Annotated in this window: 15 protein-coding genes; 14 read left to right on the top strand and 1 reads right to left on the bottom strand. The window is 51.0% G+C overall.

All coding sequences use genetic code 11. From position 1 onward, the window contains the following. Window positions 1-104: 104 nt before the first annotated feature. From rhaB to GCU39_RS09210, 13 genes are all read left to right on the top strand, one after another. A complete protein-coding gene (gene rhaB, locus GCU39_RS09270; protein WP_152393250.1) occupies window positions 105-1,574 on the top strand; it encodes a rhamnulokinase in 1,470 nt (489 codons plus the stop codon). 21 nt (window positions 1,575-1,595) lie between these two features. Next, window positions 1,596-2,852 (top strand): L-rhamnose isomerase, encoded by a 1,257-nt coding sequence (gene rhaA, locus GCU39_RS09265; protein WP_152393249.1) that lies wholly within the window; start codon window positions 1,596-1,598, stop codon window positions 2,850-2,852. A 32-nt stretch (window positions 2,853-2,884) separates the two neighbouring features. After that, window positions 2,885-4,954: a bifunctional aldolase/short-chain dehydrogenase gene (locus GCU39_RS09260; RefSeq protein WP_152397158.1), complete on the top strand. Its 2,070-nt coding sequence runs from the start codon at window positions 2,885-2,887 to the stop codon at window positions 4,952-4,954. Between the two features lie 100 nt (window positions 4,955-5,054). Continuing rightward, the gene (locus tag GCU39_RS09255) at window positions 5,055-5,819 is read left to right on the top strand and encodes a DeoR/GlpR family DNA-binding transcription regulator (protein WP_152393248.1); all 765 of its coding nucleotides are present in this window, start codon (window positions 5,055-5,057) and stop codon (window positions 5,817-5,819) included. A 789-nt stretch (window positions 5,820-6,608) separates the two neighbouring features. Beyond that, window positions 6,609-7,562 carry a poly(ethylene terephthalate) hydrolase family protein gene (locus tag GCU39_RS09250; RefSeq protein WP_152393247.1) on the top strand — a complete coding sequence of 318 codons (954 nt, stop codon included), beginning with the start codon at window positions 6,609-6,611 and terminating at the stop codon, window positions 7,560-7,562. A 28-nt stretch (window positions 7,563-7,590) separates the two neighbouring features. Continuing rightward, window positions 7,591-8,772, top strand: coding sequence for a pectin acetylesterase-family hydrolase (locus GCU39_RS09245; protein WP_193726839.1), 1,182 nt, complete (start codon window positions 7,591-7,593; stop codon window positions 8,770-8,772). A 16-nt stretch (window positions 8,773-8,788) separates the two neighbouring features. Beyond that, window positions 8,789-9,415: a TetR/AcrR family transcriptional regulator gene (locus GCU39_RS09240; RefSeq protein WP_193726838.1), complete on the top strand. Its 627-nt coding sequence runs from the start codon at window positions 8,789-8,791 to the stop codon at window positions 9,413-9,415. Continuing rightward, complete coding sequence (locus tag GCU39_RS09235) at window positions 9,412-11,193, top strand: sensor histidine kinase (RefSeq protein WP_152393244.1); 1,782 nt, start codon at window positions 9,412-9,414, stop codon at window positions 11,191-11,193. The genes GCU39_RS09240 and GCU39_RS09235 overlap by 4 nt, the downstream gene beginning before the upstream one ends. Beyond that, window positions 11,171-12,820: a response regulator gene (locus GCU39_RS09230; protein ID WP_152393243.1), complete on the top strand. Its 1,650-nt coding sequence runs from the start codon at window positions 11,171-11,173 to the stop codon at window positions 12,818-12,820. Before GCU39_RS09235 ends, GCU39_RS09230 begins: the two co-directional genes overlap by 23 nt. A gap of 106 nt (window positions 12,821-12,926) precedes the next feature. Further along, window positions 12,927-14,450, top strand: coding sequence for an ABC transporter substrate-binding protein (locus GCU39_RS09225; RefSeq protein WP_152393242.1), 1,524 nt, complete (start codon window positions 12,927-12,929; stop codon window positions 14,448-14,450). Next, window positions 14,447-17,248 (top strand): glycosylhydrolase-like jelly roll fold domain-containing protein, encoded by a 2,802-nt coding sequence (locus GCU39_RS09220; RefSeq protein WP_152393241.1) that lies wholly within the window; start codon window positions 14,447-14,449, stop codon window positions 17,246-17,248. Before GCU39_RS09225 ends, GCU39_RS09220 begins: the two co-directional genes overlap by 4 nt. Before the next feature lies 1 nt (window position 17,249). Then, complete coding sequence (locus GCU39_RS09215; RefSeq protein WP_227793509.1) at window positions 17,250-18,182, top strand: ABC transporter permease; 933 nt, start codon at window positions 17,250-17,252, stop codon at window positions 18,180-18,182. A gap of 29 nt (window positions 18,183-18,211) precedes the next feature. Then, on the top strand, window positions 18,212-19,099 hold the full coding sequence (locus tag GCU39_RS09210) for a carbohydrate ABC transporter permease (RefSeq protein ID WP_152397156.1): 888 nt from the start codon (window positions 18,212-18,214) through the stop codon (window positions 19,097-19,099). A 2-nt stretch (window positions 19,100-19,101) separates the two neighbouring features. Here GCU39_RS09210 and GCU39_RS09205 read toward each other — a convergent pair whose 3' ends face one another. Beyond that, complete coding sequence (locus tag GCU39_RS09205) at window positions 19,102-19,320, bottom strand: hypothetical protein (protein ID WP_152393240.1); 219 nt, start codon at window positions 19,318-19,320, stop codon at window positions 19,102-19,104. A gap of 372 nt (window positions 19,321-19,692) precedes the next feature. Between GCU39_RS09205 and GCU39_RS31440 the strand changes: the two genes are divergently transcribed. Then, window positions 19,693-19,860: a hypothetical protein gene (locus GCU39_RS31440; protein WP_193726837.1), complete on the top strand. Its 168-nt coding sequence runs from the start codon at window positions 19,693-19,695 to the stop codon at window positions 19,858-19,860. Window positions 19,861-19,882 lie beyond the last annotated feature (22 nt).

Raw genomic sequence — 19,882 nt, 5'->3', positions numbered from 1 at the left:
AAAAAAACCAAAAAATCAAAAAACATATTTATAAACAAAAACAAAAGTGTTATGATCTAAATATGGAATAAAAACAATACAAACGGATGTGATCAAAGATAAAGATGTTTATGCATATCGCAATTGATATAGGTGCATCCAGCGGCCGCTTGGTTGCGGCGAACGTCGATGCTGGCCAGCTTGACCTGCAAGAAATTTATCGGTTCAAGAATGAAATGACCGAGAGGAACGGGCATTTGTATTGGGATATCGATTATTTATTTATGGAAGTGATCAAAGGGCTGCAGAAGGCGAAACAGCAGGGCATTGACGCCTGTACGATCGGCATCGATACATGGGCTGTCGATTACGTGCTGCTCGATGAGAGTGGAGCTCGCCTACAAGACGTCTTTGCCTACAGGGATGACCGCACAGAGCAGGTACCGGATCGGCTGCATCAGCAGTTGAGCCGGGAGGTCGTCTATACGAAGACTGGCATTCAGGAACAACGCTTTAATACGCTTTATCAGCTATTTGCCCATGAATCGGATGAATTATTTCGCGCGAGCAGTATTCTGCTTGTGCCCGATTATTTGTATTATCGTCTGTCTGGCCAGCGAATGAACGAGTGCACAAATGCGTCTACCATGCAGTTATTGAATGTAGCATCGAGAGATTTCGACGAGGACTTGCTGGAGCTGGTTCAACTTCGCAAGGATCAATTTGCAAGCCTGAAGGAACCGGGAGAATCGTTAGGGCCGATACTGCCAGAGCTTATAAGCACATTTAACTTGCCGGACTGTCAACTGATCGTCGTGCCGACGCATGATACGGCTTCCGCTGTCGTAGGCGTTCCTATTCAAGGAGACCGATCTTGGGCATATCTCAGCAGCGGCACTTGGTCGTTGCTTGGTGTTGAACGGGAACAGCCGCTGAATACGATGGAAGCGTTACAATGCAATTATACTAATGAATGGGGAATGAACGGGACGTATAGGTTCCTCAAAAATATTATGGGCATGTGGATGATTCAAGAGGTGCGCAGAGAGCTCGGGGAAGCGCACGGCTTCGGAGAAATGGCGAAGCTTGCCTCGTATTCCCCCGCATTTCGCAGTCTCGTTCCCTGTAATCATGATAGATTCCTAAGTCCGAAGAGCATGATCATGGAAATTAAGAATTGCTGTCAGGAGAGCGGTCAACCCGTTCCGGGAACGCCAGGAGAGCTCGCCCGCTGCATATTCGATAGTCTCGCATTAACCTACTATGACGCGATGTTAGAGTTGAACCGGCTGCATGGTCAGCCGATTGAGGTACTCCATATCGTCGGCGGCGGATCGCAGAATGCGCTTCTCTGTCAGCTGACGGCCGATCTGCTTGAAATCGAGGTGCAAGCAGGCCCTTCGGAATCCACTGCGCTCGGCAATCTGGCCGTTCAGATGATTGCTGCGAGTAGGCTATCGGATCTTGGAGCTGCGCGTCGGTGTATTGCCCAGACCTTCCCGCCAACAGCATATTTCCCGCAGCAAATGGAGGGCCGAGATCAAATTCTTTTGCATTGGCACCAGATCCATTTGTCATTATCCATTAAATCATAACGAATAGGAGGAACGACTTTTATGAATCAAGCGATTGAATCCAGCTATCATGAAGCTAAGCAGCTTTATGCCAAGCATGGAATCGATGTGGATGCAGTACTGCGCAAGCTAAGCGAGATAAAAATTTCGCTGCACTGCTGGCAAGGAGACGATGTGCAGGGGTTCCTTTTCAAGGATAAAGCATTAAGCGGGGGGATTGCCGTCACGGGTAAGTATCCTGGGCGAGCGCGTACACCTGATGAGTTGCGTCAGGATTTGGAGAAAGCGTTGTCCATGATCCCGGGGAAGCACAAAGTTAATCTGCATGCCATCTATGCGGATACCGATGTGCAAGTTGATTTGAATGAGCTCGAGCCGGTTCATTTTCAAGGCTGGGTGGAGTGGGCCAAACAGAATGGCTTAGGGCTTGATTTTAATCCGACCATGTTCTCCCATCCGAAGGCTGAGGATGGATTTACGTTAAGCCACCCTGATCCTGAAATCCGCCAATTCTGGATTGAGCATTGCAAGGCATCGCGTCGAATTGGCGCCTACTTCGGGGAACAGCTTGGTCAACCGTGCGTAACGAACTATTGGTTGCCGGACGGTTACAAGGATACGCCGGTAGACCGGCTGTCTCCGCGAGTTCGTCTCTGCGAAGCACTTGATGAGATTTTCCAAGAAGTAGCGAATCCAGCGCACAATATCGATGCAGTAGAGAGCAAGCTGTTCGGTCTCGGGTCGGAGAGTTATGTCGTCGGATCGCATGAATTTTATATGGGCTATGCCATGAGCAGAGGCAAGGCGATGTGCCTGGATTCAGGCCACTTTCACCCGACAGAGATGATCTCAGGTAAAATTTCTTCCATACTGATGTTTACGGATCGGCTGCTGCTTCATATGAGCCGGCCTGTCCGCTGGGACAGCGATCATGTCGTGACGATGGATGATGAACTGCTCGATATTGCTCGAGAACTAGTTCGAGGCAATTTCCTCGACCGCACGCATATTGGATTGGATTACTTCGATGGCAGTATCAACCATGTCGCCGCTTGGGTGATCGGGACGCGTAATACGCAGAAGGCGTTGCTGAGAGCTATGCTAGAGCCAGTGAATATATTGAGAAAGCTGGAAGAGGACCGTGATTATACCTCTCGTCTTGCGCTCGTGGAAGAATTTAAGTCCTATCCTTTTGGCGCGGTGTGGGATTATTATTGCGCGCAAGCAGGAGTTCCTGTAAGAGAAGACTGGCTTCATGCCGTGAAAAGTTATGAACAAGAAGTGCTGATTAAAAGATAACAACAAAACAACTTGTTCGGAGGGAATCAATGATGGTTCAAAACCTATGGGATGACGCAACGGCTTCGCAAATGAGAAGTGCACTTGATCTATTAGCTTATCGCTCCAACCTGATCGGAGCAGATCGTCGTGTGTGCAACATTTATGGCGGCAATACTTCTTCCAAAACGACGGTTCTGGATTTTCGCGGACGCGAAATCGAGGTCATGTATGTCAAAGGCAGCGGCTCGGACCTTGGATCTATGAAGGCATGTCATTTTACCGGGCTTCGGTTGGAGGATATCCGGCCACTGATCGAACGTGATTCGATGTCGGATGAGGAAATGGTTGCTTATTTGGGACATTGCATGATCGATGCCAAACATCCGCGTGCCTCGATCGAAACGCTGCTGCATGCGTTTCTTCCGTTCAAGCATGTCGATCACACCCATCCGGATGCGATTATTAGTCTATGCTGCGCAGATAACGGTAAGGAGATTGCGAAGGAGATATTTGGCGATCGGTTCGTATGGGTGCCTTATATCCGTCCAGGATTTACGTTGTCGAAGATGATCGCGGATGGCGTCATGGCGAATCCGAAAGCCGAGCTTGTTCTTATGGAGAAGCATGGACTTGTCACGTGGGGCGAGACGCAGGAAGAGTGCTACGCGCAGACGATTCGCATCATTAATGAAGCAACAGACTATATTGAAGCGCGCATGAATGAGTCGCAATTGTTCGGAGGTTTGAAACACCAAGCGCTGCCAATGGAGGTGCGTCATCAGATCGCCGCACGGGTGATGCCGATCATCCGCGGGGTGGTATCGGATTCTCAGAAGATGATGCTGTCCTTTGACGATGAGGCGGATGTATTAAGCTTCGTAGGCGGTAATAATTCGCCGCAGCTGTCTCAAGTTGGCGCAGCCTGTCCGGATCATCTGGTACATACGAAAGTTGTACCGCTATTTATCGATTGGACGCCGGATCCTGAGGATCTTGAAGGATTAGAAGCGAAGTTAATTGAAGGCATTGATGCCTATAAGACACAATATACGGCCTATTTCGAACGAAATAAGTCGGAAGGTGATCGCATGTTCCAAGCTGCGCCGCGCGTCATCCTTATCCCGGGTATCGGTATGATCAATACAGGCAAGAGCTGGGCTCTCTCGCAAGTCAGTGGCGCATTATATCACCGTGCGATCGCTGTGATGCGCGGCGCAACGTCACTCGGTCAGTTCGTCTCCTTGTCCGAGAAAGAGTCGTACCAAGTGGAGTATTGGCCGTTAGAGCTCTACAAGCTTTCTTTGGCTCCTGCCGAAGCTGAATTTTCACGAAAAATTGCATTTATTACCGGCGGAGCAGGGGGGATTGGCAGCGAAACGGCACGCCGGCTTGTATCGGAAGGCGCGCATGTCGTGCTCGCCGACCTGAACTTGGAAGGTGCGCAGCAGGTAGCGCAAGATATTAATGAAAAGTATGGAGCGAACCGTGCATTTGCCGTACGAATGGATGTGACGGACGAGCAAGCGGTGCAAGCGGCCTATGATGAGACGGCGTTGATGTATGGCGGGGTGGATATCATCGTGAATAACGCAGGGTTGGCGACTTCCAGTTCGTTCGACCAGACCACGCTTAAGGAATGGAACTTGAACATAAATGTGCTCGGCACGGGATATTTCTTGGTTGCACGTGAAGCGTTCAAAATGATGAAACGTCAAGGCATCGGAGGGAACATGGTATTCGTCGGTTCCAAGAACACGGTCTATGCCGGCAAAAACGCATCAGCTTATAGCGCAGTCAAAGCACTCGAAGCGCATCTTGCACGCTGTATTGCTGCCGAGGGCGGCGAATTCGGCATTCGCGTCAATACGATTTTGCCGGATGCGATTCTTCAAGGTTCAGCCATTTGGAACAGTTCCTGGCGGAATGAACGGGCTGCGGCGTATGGGATCGAACCAGATCAACTCGAAGAATACTATCGCAAACGTACAACACTGCTTGTGAATATCTATCCTAAGGATATTGCGGAGGGAATCACATTTTTTGCTTCATCCAAATCCGACAAGACGACGGGATGCATGTTAACGATTGATGGCGGCGTACCGGCGGCATTCACTCGATAGAATAACGCATTTCCTTAAGCCAAGGCGCTGGTGTATCCCCTACCATCCACATGATATACTATGTAATATGAGTAAAAGTACGATGGAAATGAGGTACTCCATGCTAGTCTTAGAACGTTATGAGAGAATTGTGCAATTGGTTAACGAGCGGGGAAGCATTCGCGTAACAGAGCTTAGTGAATTCTGCGGTGTGACAGAAGAGACGATCCGCCGCGATTTGGACAATCTGGAGAAAGCGGGAAGGCTGCGCCGCAGCCATGGCGGAGCGATCCGCATTCAAGATACGGATCAACAGAACGAGACGCCCTTCTTTGAGCGGGAAGTCGAGCATGCCGAGGAAAAGAAGCGAATCGCCTTGGAAGCGATCAAGCGCATAGCACCAAATGATCGGATTGTTCTCGATGCAAGTACGACGGCTTGGTACATGGCGTCATTTATGCCGGATATGTCGCTAACCGTCTTAACTAATTCGATCAAAGTCGCAACCGAATTAAGCACGAAAGAGAAGATTCAAGTCCTTTCGACGGGAGGAATCCTCGCCTCCAGATCGCTCTCCTTCGTCGGCCCCCTGACAGAACGGACGCTTGAGTCCTATCATGTCGACAAGGCCTTTATATCCTGCAAAGGTATTCGGTTCGACCGCGGTTTAAGCGAATCGAATGAATGGCAGGCCACCGTCAAGCGCACCATGCTAAATATTGCGGATCAAGTGATTTTGCTTGCGGATTCAAGTAAATTCGGCTTGCAGTCCTTTACGAGGATCAGCGGATTCGGTCAAATTACGGAAATCATTACCGATGCAGGCATTGATGCGGAGACTGTTACAGGTTTAGAGGAGTTGGGCATTCAAACGACGAAAGTATAACGATAACAATAATACAAATCATCCTGGTCGTAGGGCTATGAAATGGTGATAACTAGAGAGATGAGGTTCTGTGCGTTAGGGGAAATGCGGGGAAAAGCCTTGTGGAGCAAGGCTCAGACCGCCATGGAACTTTACAGTGACTAGTCAGTGGCGTGAGTGTGTGTGGTTTGTTGTACGCATTGCGAATAAATTGAGCGGGGCTGTCCCCGGAGCCATAAACGTGGCTTCGGGGGCAGCCCTCATTGCTTTATGGGAACTAGCAATTTACGGATGAGTGCAGCGTGCAGGATAGGGCATTGGGAAGCTGACGTGTTGGGTTTCGGTGTTAAAGTAATCAGAATGGTTTCAAGTTAGGCTCGATGCTCGTGAACTGCATGATGAGGTTGGTAGGCTCGTAGTGGGGGGGAAAGCTAAAAGAATGAAATGCCAGGTAGTGACCAGGCTATGAATAGCAGGAGTGAGAAACCGAGGCCAGGTTCCTTGCAAATTTGGAGTTTTAAGAAAATGAGCGGCCACCAGATCCGTTATTTGTAAAAAAAGCGGGTAATTGGCGCATTTTCTCGAGAATAACGGAACGGTTGTCCTCCAAAGTCTCGTTTAGCGTGATTTTCGGGCAAATAGCGGAATAAGTGTCCACTCGCGAAACGCCCGCCCCACATACTGTCCCCGTATTCGATCTACAAAACATATTTTCCGTTCTCTAGGCATCGGTTATATTGACAGCCATGCTGTTCAAAAATATAATTAATTACACACGGTGTGCATTGAATTACCTAGGTGTAACATAAGTTGAATAAGAGAAGAGGAACGGCCAACATGACAACTTCGGAAAAACCGACTGAACGTCTCTGGATAAAATGGCTGTTAGTGCCGGGAGCGGTACTCATTATGTATGCGCTTAAATTGCGTGAGCGCTTGTACCGTTACCGACCGGAGCCGCTGGAGCAGCAATATGGCGAGGCTGGCCCCTACCGCTGCACAAGCATGACGGTGAATGACGGCAATGGGCGGCCGTTGTACACAATTAACTATCCAGCTGATCACACCGACCCCTCTCAGGCTAAGTGTATTGACGCCTGTCCGGTGATCGTATGGGGCAATGGCACGAACGCACAGCCAGATCATTATGAAGGCTTGCTGAATCATTTGGCCGGATGGGGCTTCGTAGTCATCGATAGTTATTGCCGCAACACAGGCACAGGCAAGGAAATTGCCGACACAGTACGCTACATCAGACAGGAGAATGTCCGAGAAGAAAGCCCCTTCTATGGAAAGCTGCGGGTGGACTGCATCGGCGCAGTCGGCCAGTCGCAAGGGGCGACGGGCGTGCTGAACGCGGGCAAACATTTGGAGGAGCCGCTGCAGACGGTCGTCACCATTGCGCTCCCCGCCTTGAAATGGTGCGATCCCAAGGACGTCTACGACATCGGCGCGCTGCAAGTCCCGCTTTTTCTGATGGCAGGCACCCATGATTTCATCATTTCACCGGAGTCAGCCAATCGGAGCGCTTATCTTGGTATTCGTGCTGAACAACCGGCGGTGATGGCGATGACCAAAGCGGCCGATCATCTGGAGAGCATGGGAGACGGCGGCATGCATAGAGGGTATTTGACCGCGTGGCTGTGCTACCGCTTGATGGGCGACCGGCGCGCTGCCGCTGTTTTCACCGGGGAACGACCCGAATTGTACCGCAATAAAGGATGGCGACAGGTTAGAAGCCAAAACTTAAATGATCCTGCTTGAGCTTGAGCAGGGAGAGGGGAACAATGAAATGAAAAAGGTGAAGCGAACGTTTTTTTTTGTAATTGCTGTGGCCGTCCTTTCGATCGTCTACTTGAACCGCAAGCTAATTAAAAGACCGAGTCAACAACAGGATTTTCAAGCGACGAAGCCGGGTAAGTGGAACAAGGTTCGTCTCAGCAATAAGACCGTAGCTACCGACGGCTCGAAATATTTCCTGTATACTCGAAAAGGTGAAAGCCGAAATCTGATGATTTACTTCTCGGGCGGCGGCGCTTGCTGGGATGGAGTGACTGCGAATGTACCTTTATCGCTGCGCTCATATCTCAAGCACGGCCAATTCGGCTACTACTTTGCACGCATTCCCTTCTATGTGCTCAGTATGCACCAAGGCATCTTCGAACAGCGGCCGGACAATCCGTTCTCGGATTGGAACGTTGTTTTCATTCCCTATGCATCAGGCGACTTCCATATCGGCAATACCAGCACAGATTACCCTCGCACAGGCAGCGCGAGACCACGGCATGTCAAGCATAATGGACGCAACAATGTTCAGGAGGCGTTGCAGTGGATCTACCGTAATTTTGACACACCGGATAAACTGCTCATTACCGGCTCCAGCGCTGGCGGTTTCGGCTCTGCATTCTGGGCAAGCGAAATTGCCAACCATTATGCACAGGCAGAGATTTACCACCTCTCGGACAGTTCTTTTTTGGCTTCCGATAATTGGTCCGCTATTGTCAATCAAAACTGGCAGGCAAATTTCCAGCAGCAGTTTTCTTATCCGATGGAGGCTGACATGATCGCTTCGGCATTCCTTGCTAACGGCACAAAGATGCCAGCCCGCGCCGTGCTGATGCACGCCTGTACGACCAATGATAAAGTGCTCGCATCATTTCAGAACAGGCTGAATGGCAAAGGGGACGAGGTAGACCAACAGAGCTCAGAGGAGTGGAGCCGCCAGTTCAGGGCATCGACACGTAAGCTTGATGAACAGTTGCCCAATTTCTATTATTTTCTTACCGACTACGGGTATGATGAGAAGACACATACGACTCCGCACACGCTGCTTCCTATGAAAGCCTTCTATGAGGCGGAGGAGGATGGCAAGAAGCTATTTGCGTGGCTGGACGGAATCATTCATAAAAATGAACGAGTCTCACGGGGCGCCCGTTTCCTGCAAAGTGGAGAAACAGTGCCTCGTAGTCAATGAAGAAGGAGAGAAATCAATGAAGCTTAGGGAGAAGCAACTGCAGCTCACCAGAGAAATGATCAAGGAGGCTGCGTTGGCCACCTTTTGCGAAAAGGGAATTGAAGGCGCCGATCTTGTACTGATCGCCGCGCGGTCAGGTACCTCCAGACGGACGCTCTACCATCACTTCAAAGACAAGGAACAGTTGGCGACCGAAGTGTACGTGGACAATCTGAGGAGGATGTTCGGACGGCTGCTGCTGGATTTCGATTTCAAAGCGCCGCGATCTTCTCTAGAAGCGATCCTTAATAAATATTTATCCATGCGGGAGCATCATCCCGATCTGTTGTATTATGATTCGCTGTTTAACGTTTATTTCGCCAGCGTGGGCAAAAATCCGGCAGAACTGCCCGAATACAAACAGCTTTTGATCGATGAAGCGCGGTTGTCTACGAGTGCATTTACACTGGAGCCGGAGAGCGAGGAAACAGGCCAGAAGCTTGTCTGGATCGAGCGGACACGGATGGTAACCCATCTGTACTTCACCTATTTGCAAAAGTCTGTCCTGAATTCCCGGCAAAACCGTGAAGTTTCCAAGTCAGCAGAGCTGGAGCAGGATGAGCGCTACAAACAGTTTCTGCTTAGTCTCTGGTCAGGACAATGAACCGCCGCCGCAGTGGATGCGCTCGTCACACTATCAGGTTCAAGCTGATCTGGGGCGTGGCGGCGATTCTAGTGCCGCTGATTGCCCTGCTCAATTACAACCAGTATTATGCCATGCAGGTTGTCCGCAAGCAGGTGGCCGAGAGCAATCAGCGCTATATTACGATGTACATGAATCAGATTGATAAGCTTTTGGAGGAGGCTGACAGCTTTCTCATCGGCATGATTGTCTCGGAACCAAATTTGCATATGCTGGGTAGCAAGCTAGAGGAAGCGGAGTACGCCCACTTAAAGGTGCGGCTGTTCAAGCAGCTGACAAGTGAGATCACCCGCAATGGGGCGATTGACGAGTTTTTTGTGTACACGGCTTTTGATGGCGGACTGATTGAATCGTTCAGCTCCCGCCCTCCTTATGATGAAAGAATAGCAGTGGGCAAAGAGGTTACCCGCCTGTTGAGCATGTCGCCGCCTCAGCCTCATCTTGTGGGGCGAGACTGGAATATACGGGAGATTGACGGCGGCTACTACATGCTTCGACTTCTTCAAGCTGACGTAGGCATCTATGTTGGCGCCTGGGTGAAGGCTGAGACCCTCCTAATCCCGCTTAAGTTGAACGACTTGGTGGAAAACGGCTTTTCGCTGTTTTCCACCGAAGCTGGCGATCCGATGATGCACGCGTCAACAGTCCAGGCCAACGGCATTGACCTGAGCTTTGCAACAGGAGGCTACACCCTCTCAGGAAGCCCGGAACGGTATTTGACCGTGGGGGCATTGTCCAGGCAAGGGAACTTCCGTCTGGTGGCGCTCATACCGGAGCACAGCATACTGGAAGGGCTGTTCAATCTTCGGGAATGGAATACAGTCATTTCGATCGGCTCTATTTTACTGCTGCCGCTCAGTCTGCTGCTGCTTCGCCGGACAATTATGCTGCCGCTCAGAAGATTACTCTCCGCAATGAAGCGCATCGGTGAAGGGCATATGCAAGGTATTCCTGAACACCATTCATCTTCGATAGAATTCCGTGATGTTAATGACAATTTCAACAAGATGCTTTCCCAGATCAGCGAACTCAAGATTCATGTCTACGAGGAGCGGTTAAGAAAGCAGCAGGCGGAGCTGAGACAGCTTCAAATGACGATCAATCCCCACTTTTACTTGAATTCCCTGAACATTTTACACAGTTTGGCCATTGTGCGCGATTATGAGCTTATTCAGGAGATGTCCCGCTGCCTGGCCGACTATTTCCGTTATATATTTCGCAGCAATGTCTCTTTTGTCTCTCTTGGGGAAGAGCTTGTGCACATGCGCAATTACGTTCGTATTCAGGAACTGCGCTTTCCCGGTCAATTAAGCAGCAGTATTGAGGTGCCGTCCTATCTGCTGGAGCTTTCCGTACCGCCGCTGGTCATTCAAACCTTTGTTGAAAACGCTATCAAGCATGCTTTTTCGCTGGAACAACCATTCATGCTGACCATTGGCGGCAGGCTGGAATCCGATGAACACAGCCTCGGCGTCCTGATTGTCATCGAGGATTCAGGCGCCGGGTATAGCGCGGACGTATTGGGGAGTCTGAGACAAGGTGCAAGTCTGGAGCGTGAGGATGGAAGCAGGCATGGCATTTGGAATGCGCGGCGCAGGCTGGAGCTGTTGTATGGGGGGACTGCGTCGGTACAATTTTCAAATCGCGAGGCAGGCGGAGCAAGGGTAGAAATTCGTCTGCCGCTGAAACAGTTATCGGAGGGGGATTGGGACAACTATGCTGAACGTGCTGATCGTTGATGATGAGGTTCATTTTGTAGAAGCGGTCAAAAAGATGGCCGATTGGCCGCAGCTTGGCATTTCGACGGTTCATGTCGCTTATAGCGCTTTAGCTGCAGAGCAGATTTTTCAGGCACATGATATTCATGTGCTTCTTTGCGATATTGAAATGCCGCAGCGCAGCGGGCTTGACTTGCTGGAGTCGCTGCGGCGAAGACAACTGCAAACGGTACCGATTCTGATGACCTGCCATGCTGATTTTCATTTCGCGCGCGAGGCAGTTCGGCTGGGATGCTCCCACTATTTGCTAAAACCATTATCCAAGGAGGAGCTGGAAGCGGCCATCGGCAAAGCCGCGGATACGGCCAACAGGGAACAGGAATTGGCCGAGGCGCAGCGCAATAAGATGTGGTGGTCGACCCACCAGAAGGTTTACCGTGCAAGGTTTTGGATGGATCTGCTGAATGAGACGATCCCCGCGAACAGTGAGGCCGTCCGCCGTGAAGCCGCCGCCAGGCAAATTCCACTGCTGTCTGATGCCGGTGTGCTGCCCGTCCTGGTGGTGGTGCGGAACTGGCAGCTGGAACTCCCTCAGCGAGATAGGAAACTGCTGGAGTACGCGCTGCAAAACGCAGGGGAAGAGCAGATTGGCAGACTGGTGCCGGGTAGCGACTTGGTGCAGCTCCAAAACGAAGCCTGGCTGCTCATTATACCCGCTGCGTCAACGCATGAGGTTGTGAAGCGGGAGCTGGCCATTGCATGCGGCAGCTTCGCCATGTTTTGCAAGCAGCATCTTTATTGTGAAGTAAGCTGTTATTTCGGATCGCCTATCGCAGCGCATGATATATCGTCTACACTCTCCCGGCTGCTGTCGCTTGACCGGAATAATGTAAACGGGGAGCCTTATGTGTGTCTTGATCAAGCGGAGCGTCCAACGGCTGTTTCGCCTGCTCTGCCTGTCGTGCCGGATATGAGCGGCTGGGCGACCCTGCTGCAGCAGGGGGTGAAAGAGCGGCTGCTGAAGGAGACGCGGTCATTTGTTCGCGGCTTACGGCTTCAGTCGGGTATCAACAGCCGCTATCTGCACGCTTTTAAAGAAGATTTCTTGCAGATGGTGCACGTGGTGCTGCAGCGGCAGGGCGTGCAAGCTCATCTGATGTTCTGTGATGAAGGCAGCCTGCGGCTGGCGGAGGCGTCATCGCGTTCGCTGGCTGACCTGGAGCGGTGGCTGACGCATGTGATCATTCAGGCGGCCCATTATACACACATCCCTTCGTCGCTTCCCGATGTCATCGGGCGGGCGACCCGCTATATTTTATCCAATCTGGATCAGAACTTGTCCCGGGAAGCGGCGGCCAACCATGTTTATCTGCATCCCGATTATTTGACCCGACTGTTCAAGAAAGAACTGGGCTGTACCATTCCCGAATTCATCCTGCAAGAGCGGCTTAAGTTGGCGAAGCAATTGCTTGCCCACTCCGAACTTTCGGTAAGCGCTGTGGCGATGGCGGTCGGCTACTCGAATTTCTCTCATTTCGCCAAGCTGTTCAAGCAGCATTCAGGCTTGACGCCAGTTGATTTTCGGCACAGTGGTGGGGAGGGTGCAAGCGATAAAGTCGAAATCGCGGCATTTAAAAGTCGAAGTTGAAGCGGAAGGCAGGTCACTCATACGGCTACAATGGCAGGAGAAGGCTGAAGAAAGCTCTAAGGAAGCCAATCGCCAAAGTCAAATAATGAAGCCAGGGGGGAGCACAATGAGCAAGAAAGCATGGTTGTCCATCAGTTTAGCCATCGTGATGCTGCTTTTGTCTGCATGCGGTTCCAATGGAGGAGAAAAAAAGTTGGGGAACGACTCTGAAGCGAAAGGGCCGACAGGCAAATCAGAGAAAATCGACGTATTGAACGTCGCTTTTTTGAGTGTGGCTGGTACGCCGCCTGATATGAAGGCAGTAGAAGAGGAAATTAACAAAATTACAAAGGAAAAAATCAATGTTTCGGTCAATTTGATGCCAATCAACTATGGTGCATATGCCCAGCAGGTCAATCTGATGCTGACAAGCAACGAGAAACTGGATCTGATCGTGGTCGGTTCGCCTTTCGGCTACAGTTCGCAGGTGTCCAGAGGCCAACTGCTGCCGCTGGATGAGCTGCTTGAGGAATATGGCAGCAATATCAGGAAGGCGCTCGATCCCGTATATTTGAACGCAAGCAAGGTGGGCGGCAAAATCTACGGTGTTACACCGGTCCGAGATTTAGCGGCAGCCAACGGTTTTACAATGCGTAAGGACTTGGCTGACAAATATGGCATCGATGCAAGCGCTATCCGCACGCTGGATGATGTTGAAGCAGCGCTCAAGATTATTAAGAAGAACGAGCCGAACATCACTCCGCTCATCCCGAGTGGGGTAGGCTTCTCATATCTGACCGGGTACAGCTGGTATGACGGTTTGAACAATGGATTTGGCGTTCTTCCTAATTATGATAACGAACTTCAGTTGGTGAACAGCTATGAGTCCCCCGAGTATGCAGCGCTGCTGAAGCGTGTGAGGGGCTGGTATGAGGCTGGTTATCTGATGAAGGAAGCCTCGACGAACAAGTCCAGCCAGATTGAACTGATAAAGGCCGACCGGGCGTTCGGTTACCTGTCGAAGTTGAAGCCGGGCTTTGACGCCCAAGAATCCAGATCGATAGGCAAAGAGATGATCAGCGCTACACTATCGTCACCGGTATCCATCACAGATGATACGCTGAACATCATGTGGGGAATACCACGGCAAGCGGAAAATCCGGCAGCGTCGATGAAGTTCCTCGACCTGTTGTACGGGGATGCTGAATTGGTCAATCTGATAGATTGGGGCATTGAGGGCAAACACTATGTCAAAGTATCCGATAACATCATCAAGTACCCTGAAGGCGTAACGATGTTGACGAACGGCTATAACCTGAATATGAGCTGGCTGTTCGGCAATCAGTTCCTCGCTTACGTATTTGAAGGGGAGGACCCTGAAATCTGGCAGAAGACGAAGGAGTTCAACGAACAAGCGGTTAAATCGAAGGCGATGGGTTTTACGATGGACTCTGAATCGGTCAAGACAGAAATCGCTGCCGTCTCCAACGTGTTATCGCAATATTATCTGGTGCTTGAAACAGGCGCAGTAGACCCTGACAAAGAGCTTCCGAAATTAATTGAAAAGCTTAAAGCTGCGGGTATCGATAAAGTCATTGCTGAGAAACAGCGGCAATTGGATGAATGGGCGAAGTCGGAGGGTGTGCGATGAGCAAGCTGCAACAATTGCTGAGTGGTGAGGAACGGAACTATATCTTGCCGTTCCTCTGGCAGCGCGGAGAAGAGGAAAGCGTCATCCGCGAGGAACTCGCCCGTATCCGGAAGGCGAGCATTCGGGCGGTATGCGTCGAATCTAGACCGCATCCGGATATGCTAGGCCCGCAATGGTGGCGGGACATGGACATTATTATGGACGAAGCTCGTAGCCATGGCATGCAGATCTGGGTATTCGATGATGATCACTTTCCAACGGGCAACGCGACAGGCAAGGTGAAGGAGGCGCCGCTAGAGCATCAGCGGCAATTTCTGTCGGAGCGTCGCATCGATGCGAGGGGGCCTGATCCCGAAGCCTCGTTCCTGTTGCGCCCGTGGTCGGTCTTGGACGGAGCGAGGCCTGTCGGTGCTGCCGCGGCCAGGCGCGATCCATCCACAGGCAAGATGGACGGTGAGTTTATCCCTATTGACCTGGGAGCTGCCGTCCAGGATGGCGTGCTTTACTGGCCCGTCCCTGAAGGGTACTGGACGATCTGTCTGTTCGTCGTCACCCGTGAAGGGGGAGATGAACGTCGCAAAGATTATTTGAACCCGATTGTGCCCGAATCTACGCAAATTCTGATCGATAACGTATACGAAGCCTATTATGCGCGCTATAAAGATGATTTCGGCAAGACGTTCGCCGGATTTTTCTCAGATGAACCTGGTTTTTATAATAGCAAGACAGGTTACGACTACGCTTCAGGTCTGGGCAATGCCAGTATGGCTTTGCCTTGGCGGGATGATCTGCTGGAACTGCTTGAAGCGGAGTATGGTCCCGACCTGCGGCATCACCTTCCTTTGCTGTGGCATGAGGGAGGGCCGCATACGTTCGCTGTCCGCTATGCCTATATGAATGTGATCAGCAAGTTGTATGCCGAGCATTTCAGCGGCCGGATCGGAAGCTGGTGCCAGGAACGCGGTGTCGCCTATATCGGTCATCTGATGGAGGACAACAATGTCCACGCCAGACTGGGCTGCGGAGCCGGACATTTCTTCCGCGCGCTTGAAGGTCAGGATATGTCTGGACTGGATGTCGTTCTGTGGCAGATCGTGCCCGGATTTGATGAAATGTCCTTCTCCTGGATGGGCGGCGAAACAGACAGCGTCTTCTTTCATTACGGTATGACCAAGCTGGCCGCATCGCTCGGCCATATCGATCCGCGCAAGCAGGGACGGACATTCTGTGAAATATTCGGCGCTTACGGCTGGGCGGAAGGGTTGAAGCTGATGAAATGGCTGACCGACCATATGCTGGTCAGAGGGGTCAATCATTTTGTGCCACATGCGTTTTCCCAGAAGGAATTCCCCGATTGGGACTGCCCGCCGCATTTCTATGCGAGGGGGCATAACCCGCAGTTCAGATATTACGGCCTGCTCAATCAATATACGAACCGGTTGTGTCATCTGTTCAACGATGGGCAGCATATCGCGACAGCCGCCGTTCTCTACCACGCAGAGGCTGAATGGTCAGGCAATTCCATGCTGTTCCAGGAGCCGGTCAAGGAGCTGCAGCAACATCAGATCGATTGCGACGTGCTGCCGGCAGACATCCTACTGGAGGCGACGGTACAGGCAGGGGAACTGGCGGTTCATCAGGAACGCTACCGCTGCCTCGTTATTCCGTATGCCGAGGCGCTGCCGATCGAATTGATCAGCAAGCTCGGCGAGCTTGCCGCTTCTGGCTTGACGGTCATCTTCATCGATGCGCTACCGTCGCGGGCAAGTCAGGCTGTTCCCCATGCGGAGCAGCTTGAGGCATTGGCGCAGCAGTCGAACGTTGAGGCTGTGCCGCTGCTTGCGCTGTCCGGCATGCTTCGGGAGCGGGGCATGTATGAGGTGCAGACGAGTGAGAAGCAGTCTTACCTTCGGACCTATCAATACCGTCACGATGGACTGGAGGTGCTGATGCTGTTCAATGAGCATCCTGATCAGTCGCTTGCGACCCGCATCACCCTCCCTGGTGAAGGGGTATGGCTGCGTTATGACGCCTTTGGCAATACCCTCGATCCGGTTGATCTGATTGAACAGGCTGATTCGGTTGGCGAGGGGGCTGCCCAGCGTTTTGCAGTTGATGTGCAGCTCAGCGCTTACGAGTCGGTTATTTTGCTCCGTGTTTCTACGGGAGATGAAACCGTACTGCCGATTCGCCCGAGGAAGGCGGGGCATATCGCCACTTCGGCTGCGGTAGCATGGTCTGCGTTATCGTCTGAACCAATTGTCGCTGCTGTATCCGCTGAAGCTGCAGCGTCCGTGAACACAAGCCGCGTCGTGGAGCCTGCGGAATGGAAGGTGTCGCTGTCCACTGCGAAGTCGTATCCTTCATTCGAGCACTGGGGAACATTGACTAACTTGCAAAATATGAGCGCGCGCGAACTGCTGCCTCGGTTTTCCGGCACGTTCAAGTATGAATGTCAACTACAAGGGATCTTGGACCCGACAGCGAATGCATCCGTCCCAACGACTGGCGAAAAATCACTAAGTCCACTATGGCTTGATCTTGGCAGCGTATATGAGACAGCGGAAGTGTGGGTGAACGGACAGTCCGCAGGTGTTCGGCTGTGCGCGCCTTACGTATGGGAAATATCCGAGTATTGGCGGCAGGGGATGAACGATATTACCATTGAAGTGACGAATACGCTGGCCAAGGATCAGCAGGATTGGTTCTCCAAGTTCGTTCAGCAGGAGCCGTCCGGCCTGCTCGGCCCGGTTCGGCTCATTCAACCATTAGCAACAAGTGCGGAAAGCGGGGAGTAATATGGAACCGACCTACCGGCTCCGCCGCAAGAACAGTGTGCGCAAATACGGCGTGCTGCTGCTCATGATGGCTCCGGGCCTGGCTTATTTGCTCATTAACAACTATTTGCCGATGTTCGGGCTGACAATCGCTTTTAAAGATTACAATTTCTCGAAAGGTCTGCTTGGGAGCGATTGGGTTGGCCTGCGCAATTTCGAATACTTGTTCAAAACAGAAGATGCGTACATTATTACACGCAATACCATTCTTTATAATTTCGCTTTTATTATTTTGAATACCACTTTTGCGGTCGGCATCGCTATCGCGCTGAATGAAATCCGCAGTCGGTTTATGTCACGGTTTTATCAAAGCGTGCTCTTGCTGCCTCATCTGATCTCAATGGTCATCGTCAGCTATCTGGCCTACTCCCTGCTGAGTATGGAAACCGGCTTTCTTAACAAAACGGTACTCCCGTTCCTCGGGCTGGATGAGATTTCATGGTACAGCGAGGCGCAACACTGGCCATTTATTTTGACAATAATCAGTCTCTGGAAAGGGGCGGGTTTCCTGTGCGTCATCTACCTGGCGGCGATCATCGGCATTGATCCGGAATATTATGAAGCGGCCAGACTCGACGGCGCCTCGAAGTGGCAACAGATTCGCAGCATTACACTGCCCTTGCTGTCCCCGATCATCATTATGATGACGCTGCTTGCCATCGGCAAAATTTTTTATTCCGATTTTGGTCTGTTCTATCAAGTTCCGCTCGCTTCAGGAGCGCTTAGCTCGACGACGCAGGTTATCGACACCTATGTATATCGGGCACTTATGAATTTGGGCGATATCGGGATGTCTTCAGCCGCAGGGCTGTACCAATCAATAGTTGGCTTTGTGCTGGTTCTGCTATCGAATTACGCGGTACGTAAATTCAATAAGGACAGCGCATTGTTCTAAGGAGTGTGACTGGAGTGAAGTGGAGAAGCATGAATACGTCCAATCAAGGAAAACAAATCTGGCTTCATCTGCCGATGCTGGCTCTTGCGGCGGCCTGTCTGCTACCCTTCCTGCTGCTCGTCATCTCGTCTGTATCGGACGAAGGCTCGATACTGCGGCAGGGATACACCTTTTTTCCCGATAAATTCGGAGTGGAAGCGTACCGCTACTTATGGCATCATTCGCAACAGCTCGTCCGTTCCTATGGGGTAACGGTGTTCATTACGGTCTTTGGAACAGCAGCGAGTCTGCTAATGACTGCGATGCTCGCTTACCCGATGTCCAGGCAAGGGGTTCCATGGCGCAACACGGTAGCGTTTCTCGTGTTTTTTACTCTGTTGTTTAACGGCGGGCTGACACCAACCTACTTGATTTATGTGCAATATCTCAATATCAAAAATACGATTTGGGCGCTTATTGTCCCTGGCTTACTGATGAATGGCTTCAACGTGCTGCTCATGCGGACGTTTTTCATGACGACGATTCCGCCTGCTTTGATCGAAGCGGCACAGATTGATGGCGCAGGGGAATTCAAAATTTTCTGGAGAATCATTATTCCATTGTCAATGCCAATCGTCGCGACTGTCGGTCTGATTCAGACGATCACTTATTGGAACGACTGGTTTAACGGCATGATCTATGTGACGGATTCCCGGCTCTTCAGCATTCAGAATATACTGAATCGCATGCTGACGGACATTCAGTTTTTAACCGAAAGCAAGTTTAATGCTCAGTTAGGCGAGGCGGGGGCGAATTTGCCCAGCACGACTGTCAAGATGGCAATCGCGGTAGTCGGCGTGCTGCCGATGATCGCCATGTACCCGTTTTTTCAAAAATATCTTATTAAAGGCATTACGATTGGCGCTGTCAAAGGCTAGTGTTAGAGTGAGGAGGAGGTCAATTCCGATGTGAGCGATTGTGCACCGGCCACCTGCGAGGTTTCAGGTATCGGTTCCTTTAGCCCACGCCCCACTTCGATATCCATCTCATTCTCATATTGATCACAACCATACCACAGCACCATTTTGGATAAAGAAGATTGACCGTAGCTTGAGAGATGGGCATCCAATTCCCGGAAGAGTTCAGGAAATCGAGTCATGGATATCTTTTGCCGGTCAGCGGTTCCACTTCTTTCAGGACGACCTCTTGAGATGCTTTTATAAGCCCTCTAGGGAACATGGTAACGGATAGCAGTCCGAGTCGAAGTTGTATGTATAAAAAACCTGTTCAGAGGAAGAGTTCCGTGCTAAGGGTGCTCCCAGCAGCTAGGTTTGTTTGACATGTGGGCTGTATCAACATCGGATATGAGCTTCGTGCCCTCTTTTATAGGAGGGCTTTTTTGGCGTTCACAAATAAAATGCAGTATAGTACAAGGAGTTGGATGACATGATGTTGGAACTAAACAACAACAACTAGGATTGAGACCTAGTATGGTTCTTCGGTAAATTCGCTGGCGCGAACCATCCGAAATTTGAGCCGACATGAAGTTGCGATTAAGATTGTCGTGGAATCGAATTATCGCATGACTGATCTGATCAAGATGATCGAACGCAAAGACCCTAATGGAGAGGCCAACAAGGCAGAGTACAAAATTCGATATATGAAGATCGTACAGTGTGTAGAAGTTGAGCAATTATAAGATAAATAACAGCACTGCTATG

The sequence above is a fragment of the Paenibacillus guangzhouensis genome, from assembly GCF_009363075.1.
Taxonomy (GTDB): Bacteria; Bacillota; Bacilli; order Paenibacillales; family Paenibacillaceae; genus Paenibacillus_K; species Paenibacillus_K guangzhouensis.
This window is presented reverse-complemented; position numbering and strand designations above follow the sequence as displayed.

What these genes read in the sequence shown, in the direction of transcription:
- rhaB (WP_152393250.1), top strand. Translation starts at nt 105, where the DNA reads ATGTTTATGCATATCGCAATTGATATAGGTGCATCCAGCGGCCGCTTG.
- rhaA (WP_152393249.1), top strand. Translation starts at nt 1,596, where the DNA reads ATGAATCAAGCGATTGAATCCAGCTATCATGAAGCTAAGCAGCTTTAT.
- GCU39_RS09260 (WP_152397158.1), top strand. Translation starts at nt 2,885, where the DNA reads ATGGTTCAAAACCTATGGGATGACGCAACGGCTTCGCAAATGAGAAGT.
- GCU39_RS09255 (WP_152393248.1), top strand. Translation starts at nt 5,055, where the DNA reads ATGCTAGTCTTAGAACGTTATGAGAGAATTGTGCAATTGGTTAACGAG.
- GCU39_RS09245 (WP_193726839.1), top strand. Translation starts at nt 7,591, where the DNA reads ATGAAAAAGGTGAAGCGAACGTTTTTTTTTGTAATTGCTGTGGCCGTC.
- GCU39_RS09240 (WP_193726838.1), top strand. Translation starts at nt 8,789, where the DNA reads ATGAAGCTTAGGGAGAAGCAACTGCAGCTCACCAGAGAAATGATCAAG.
- GCU39_RS09235 (WP_152393244.1), top strand. Translation starts at nt 9,412, where the DNA reads ATGAACCGCCGCCGCAGTGGATGCGCTCGTCACACTATCAGGTTCAAG.
- GCU39_RS09230 (WP_152393243.1), top strand. Translation starts at nt 11,171, where the DNA reads ATGCTGAACGTGCTGATCGTTGATGATGAGGTTCATTTTGTAGAAGCG.
- GCU39_RS09225 (WP_152393242.1), top strand. Translation starts at nt 12,927, where the DNA reads ATGAGCAAGAAAGCATGGTTGTCCATCAGTTTAGCCATCGTGATGCTG.
- GCU39_RS09220 (WP_152393241.1), top strand. Translation starts at nt 14,447, where the DNA reads ATGAGCAAGCTGCAACAATTGCTGAGTGGTGAGGAACGGAACTATATC.
- GCU39_RS09215 (WP_227793509.1), top strand. Translation starts at nt 17,250, where the DNA reads ATGGAACCGACCTACCGGCTCCGCCGCAAGAACAGTGTGCGCAAATAC.
- GCU39_RS09210 (WP_152397156.1), top strand. Translation starts at nt 18,212, where the DNA reads ATGAATACGTCCAATCAAGGAAAACAAATCTGGCTTCATCTGCCGATG.
- GCU39_RS09205 (WP_152393240.1), bottom strand. Translation starts at nt 19,320, where the DNA reads ATGACTCGATTTCCTGAACTCTTCCGGGAATTGGATGCCCATCTCTCA.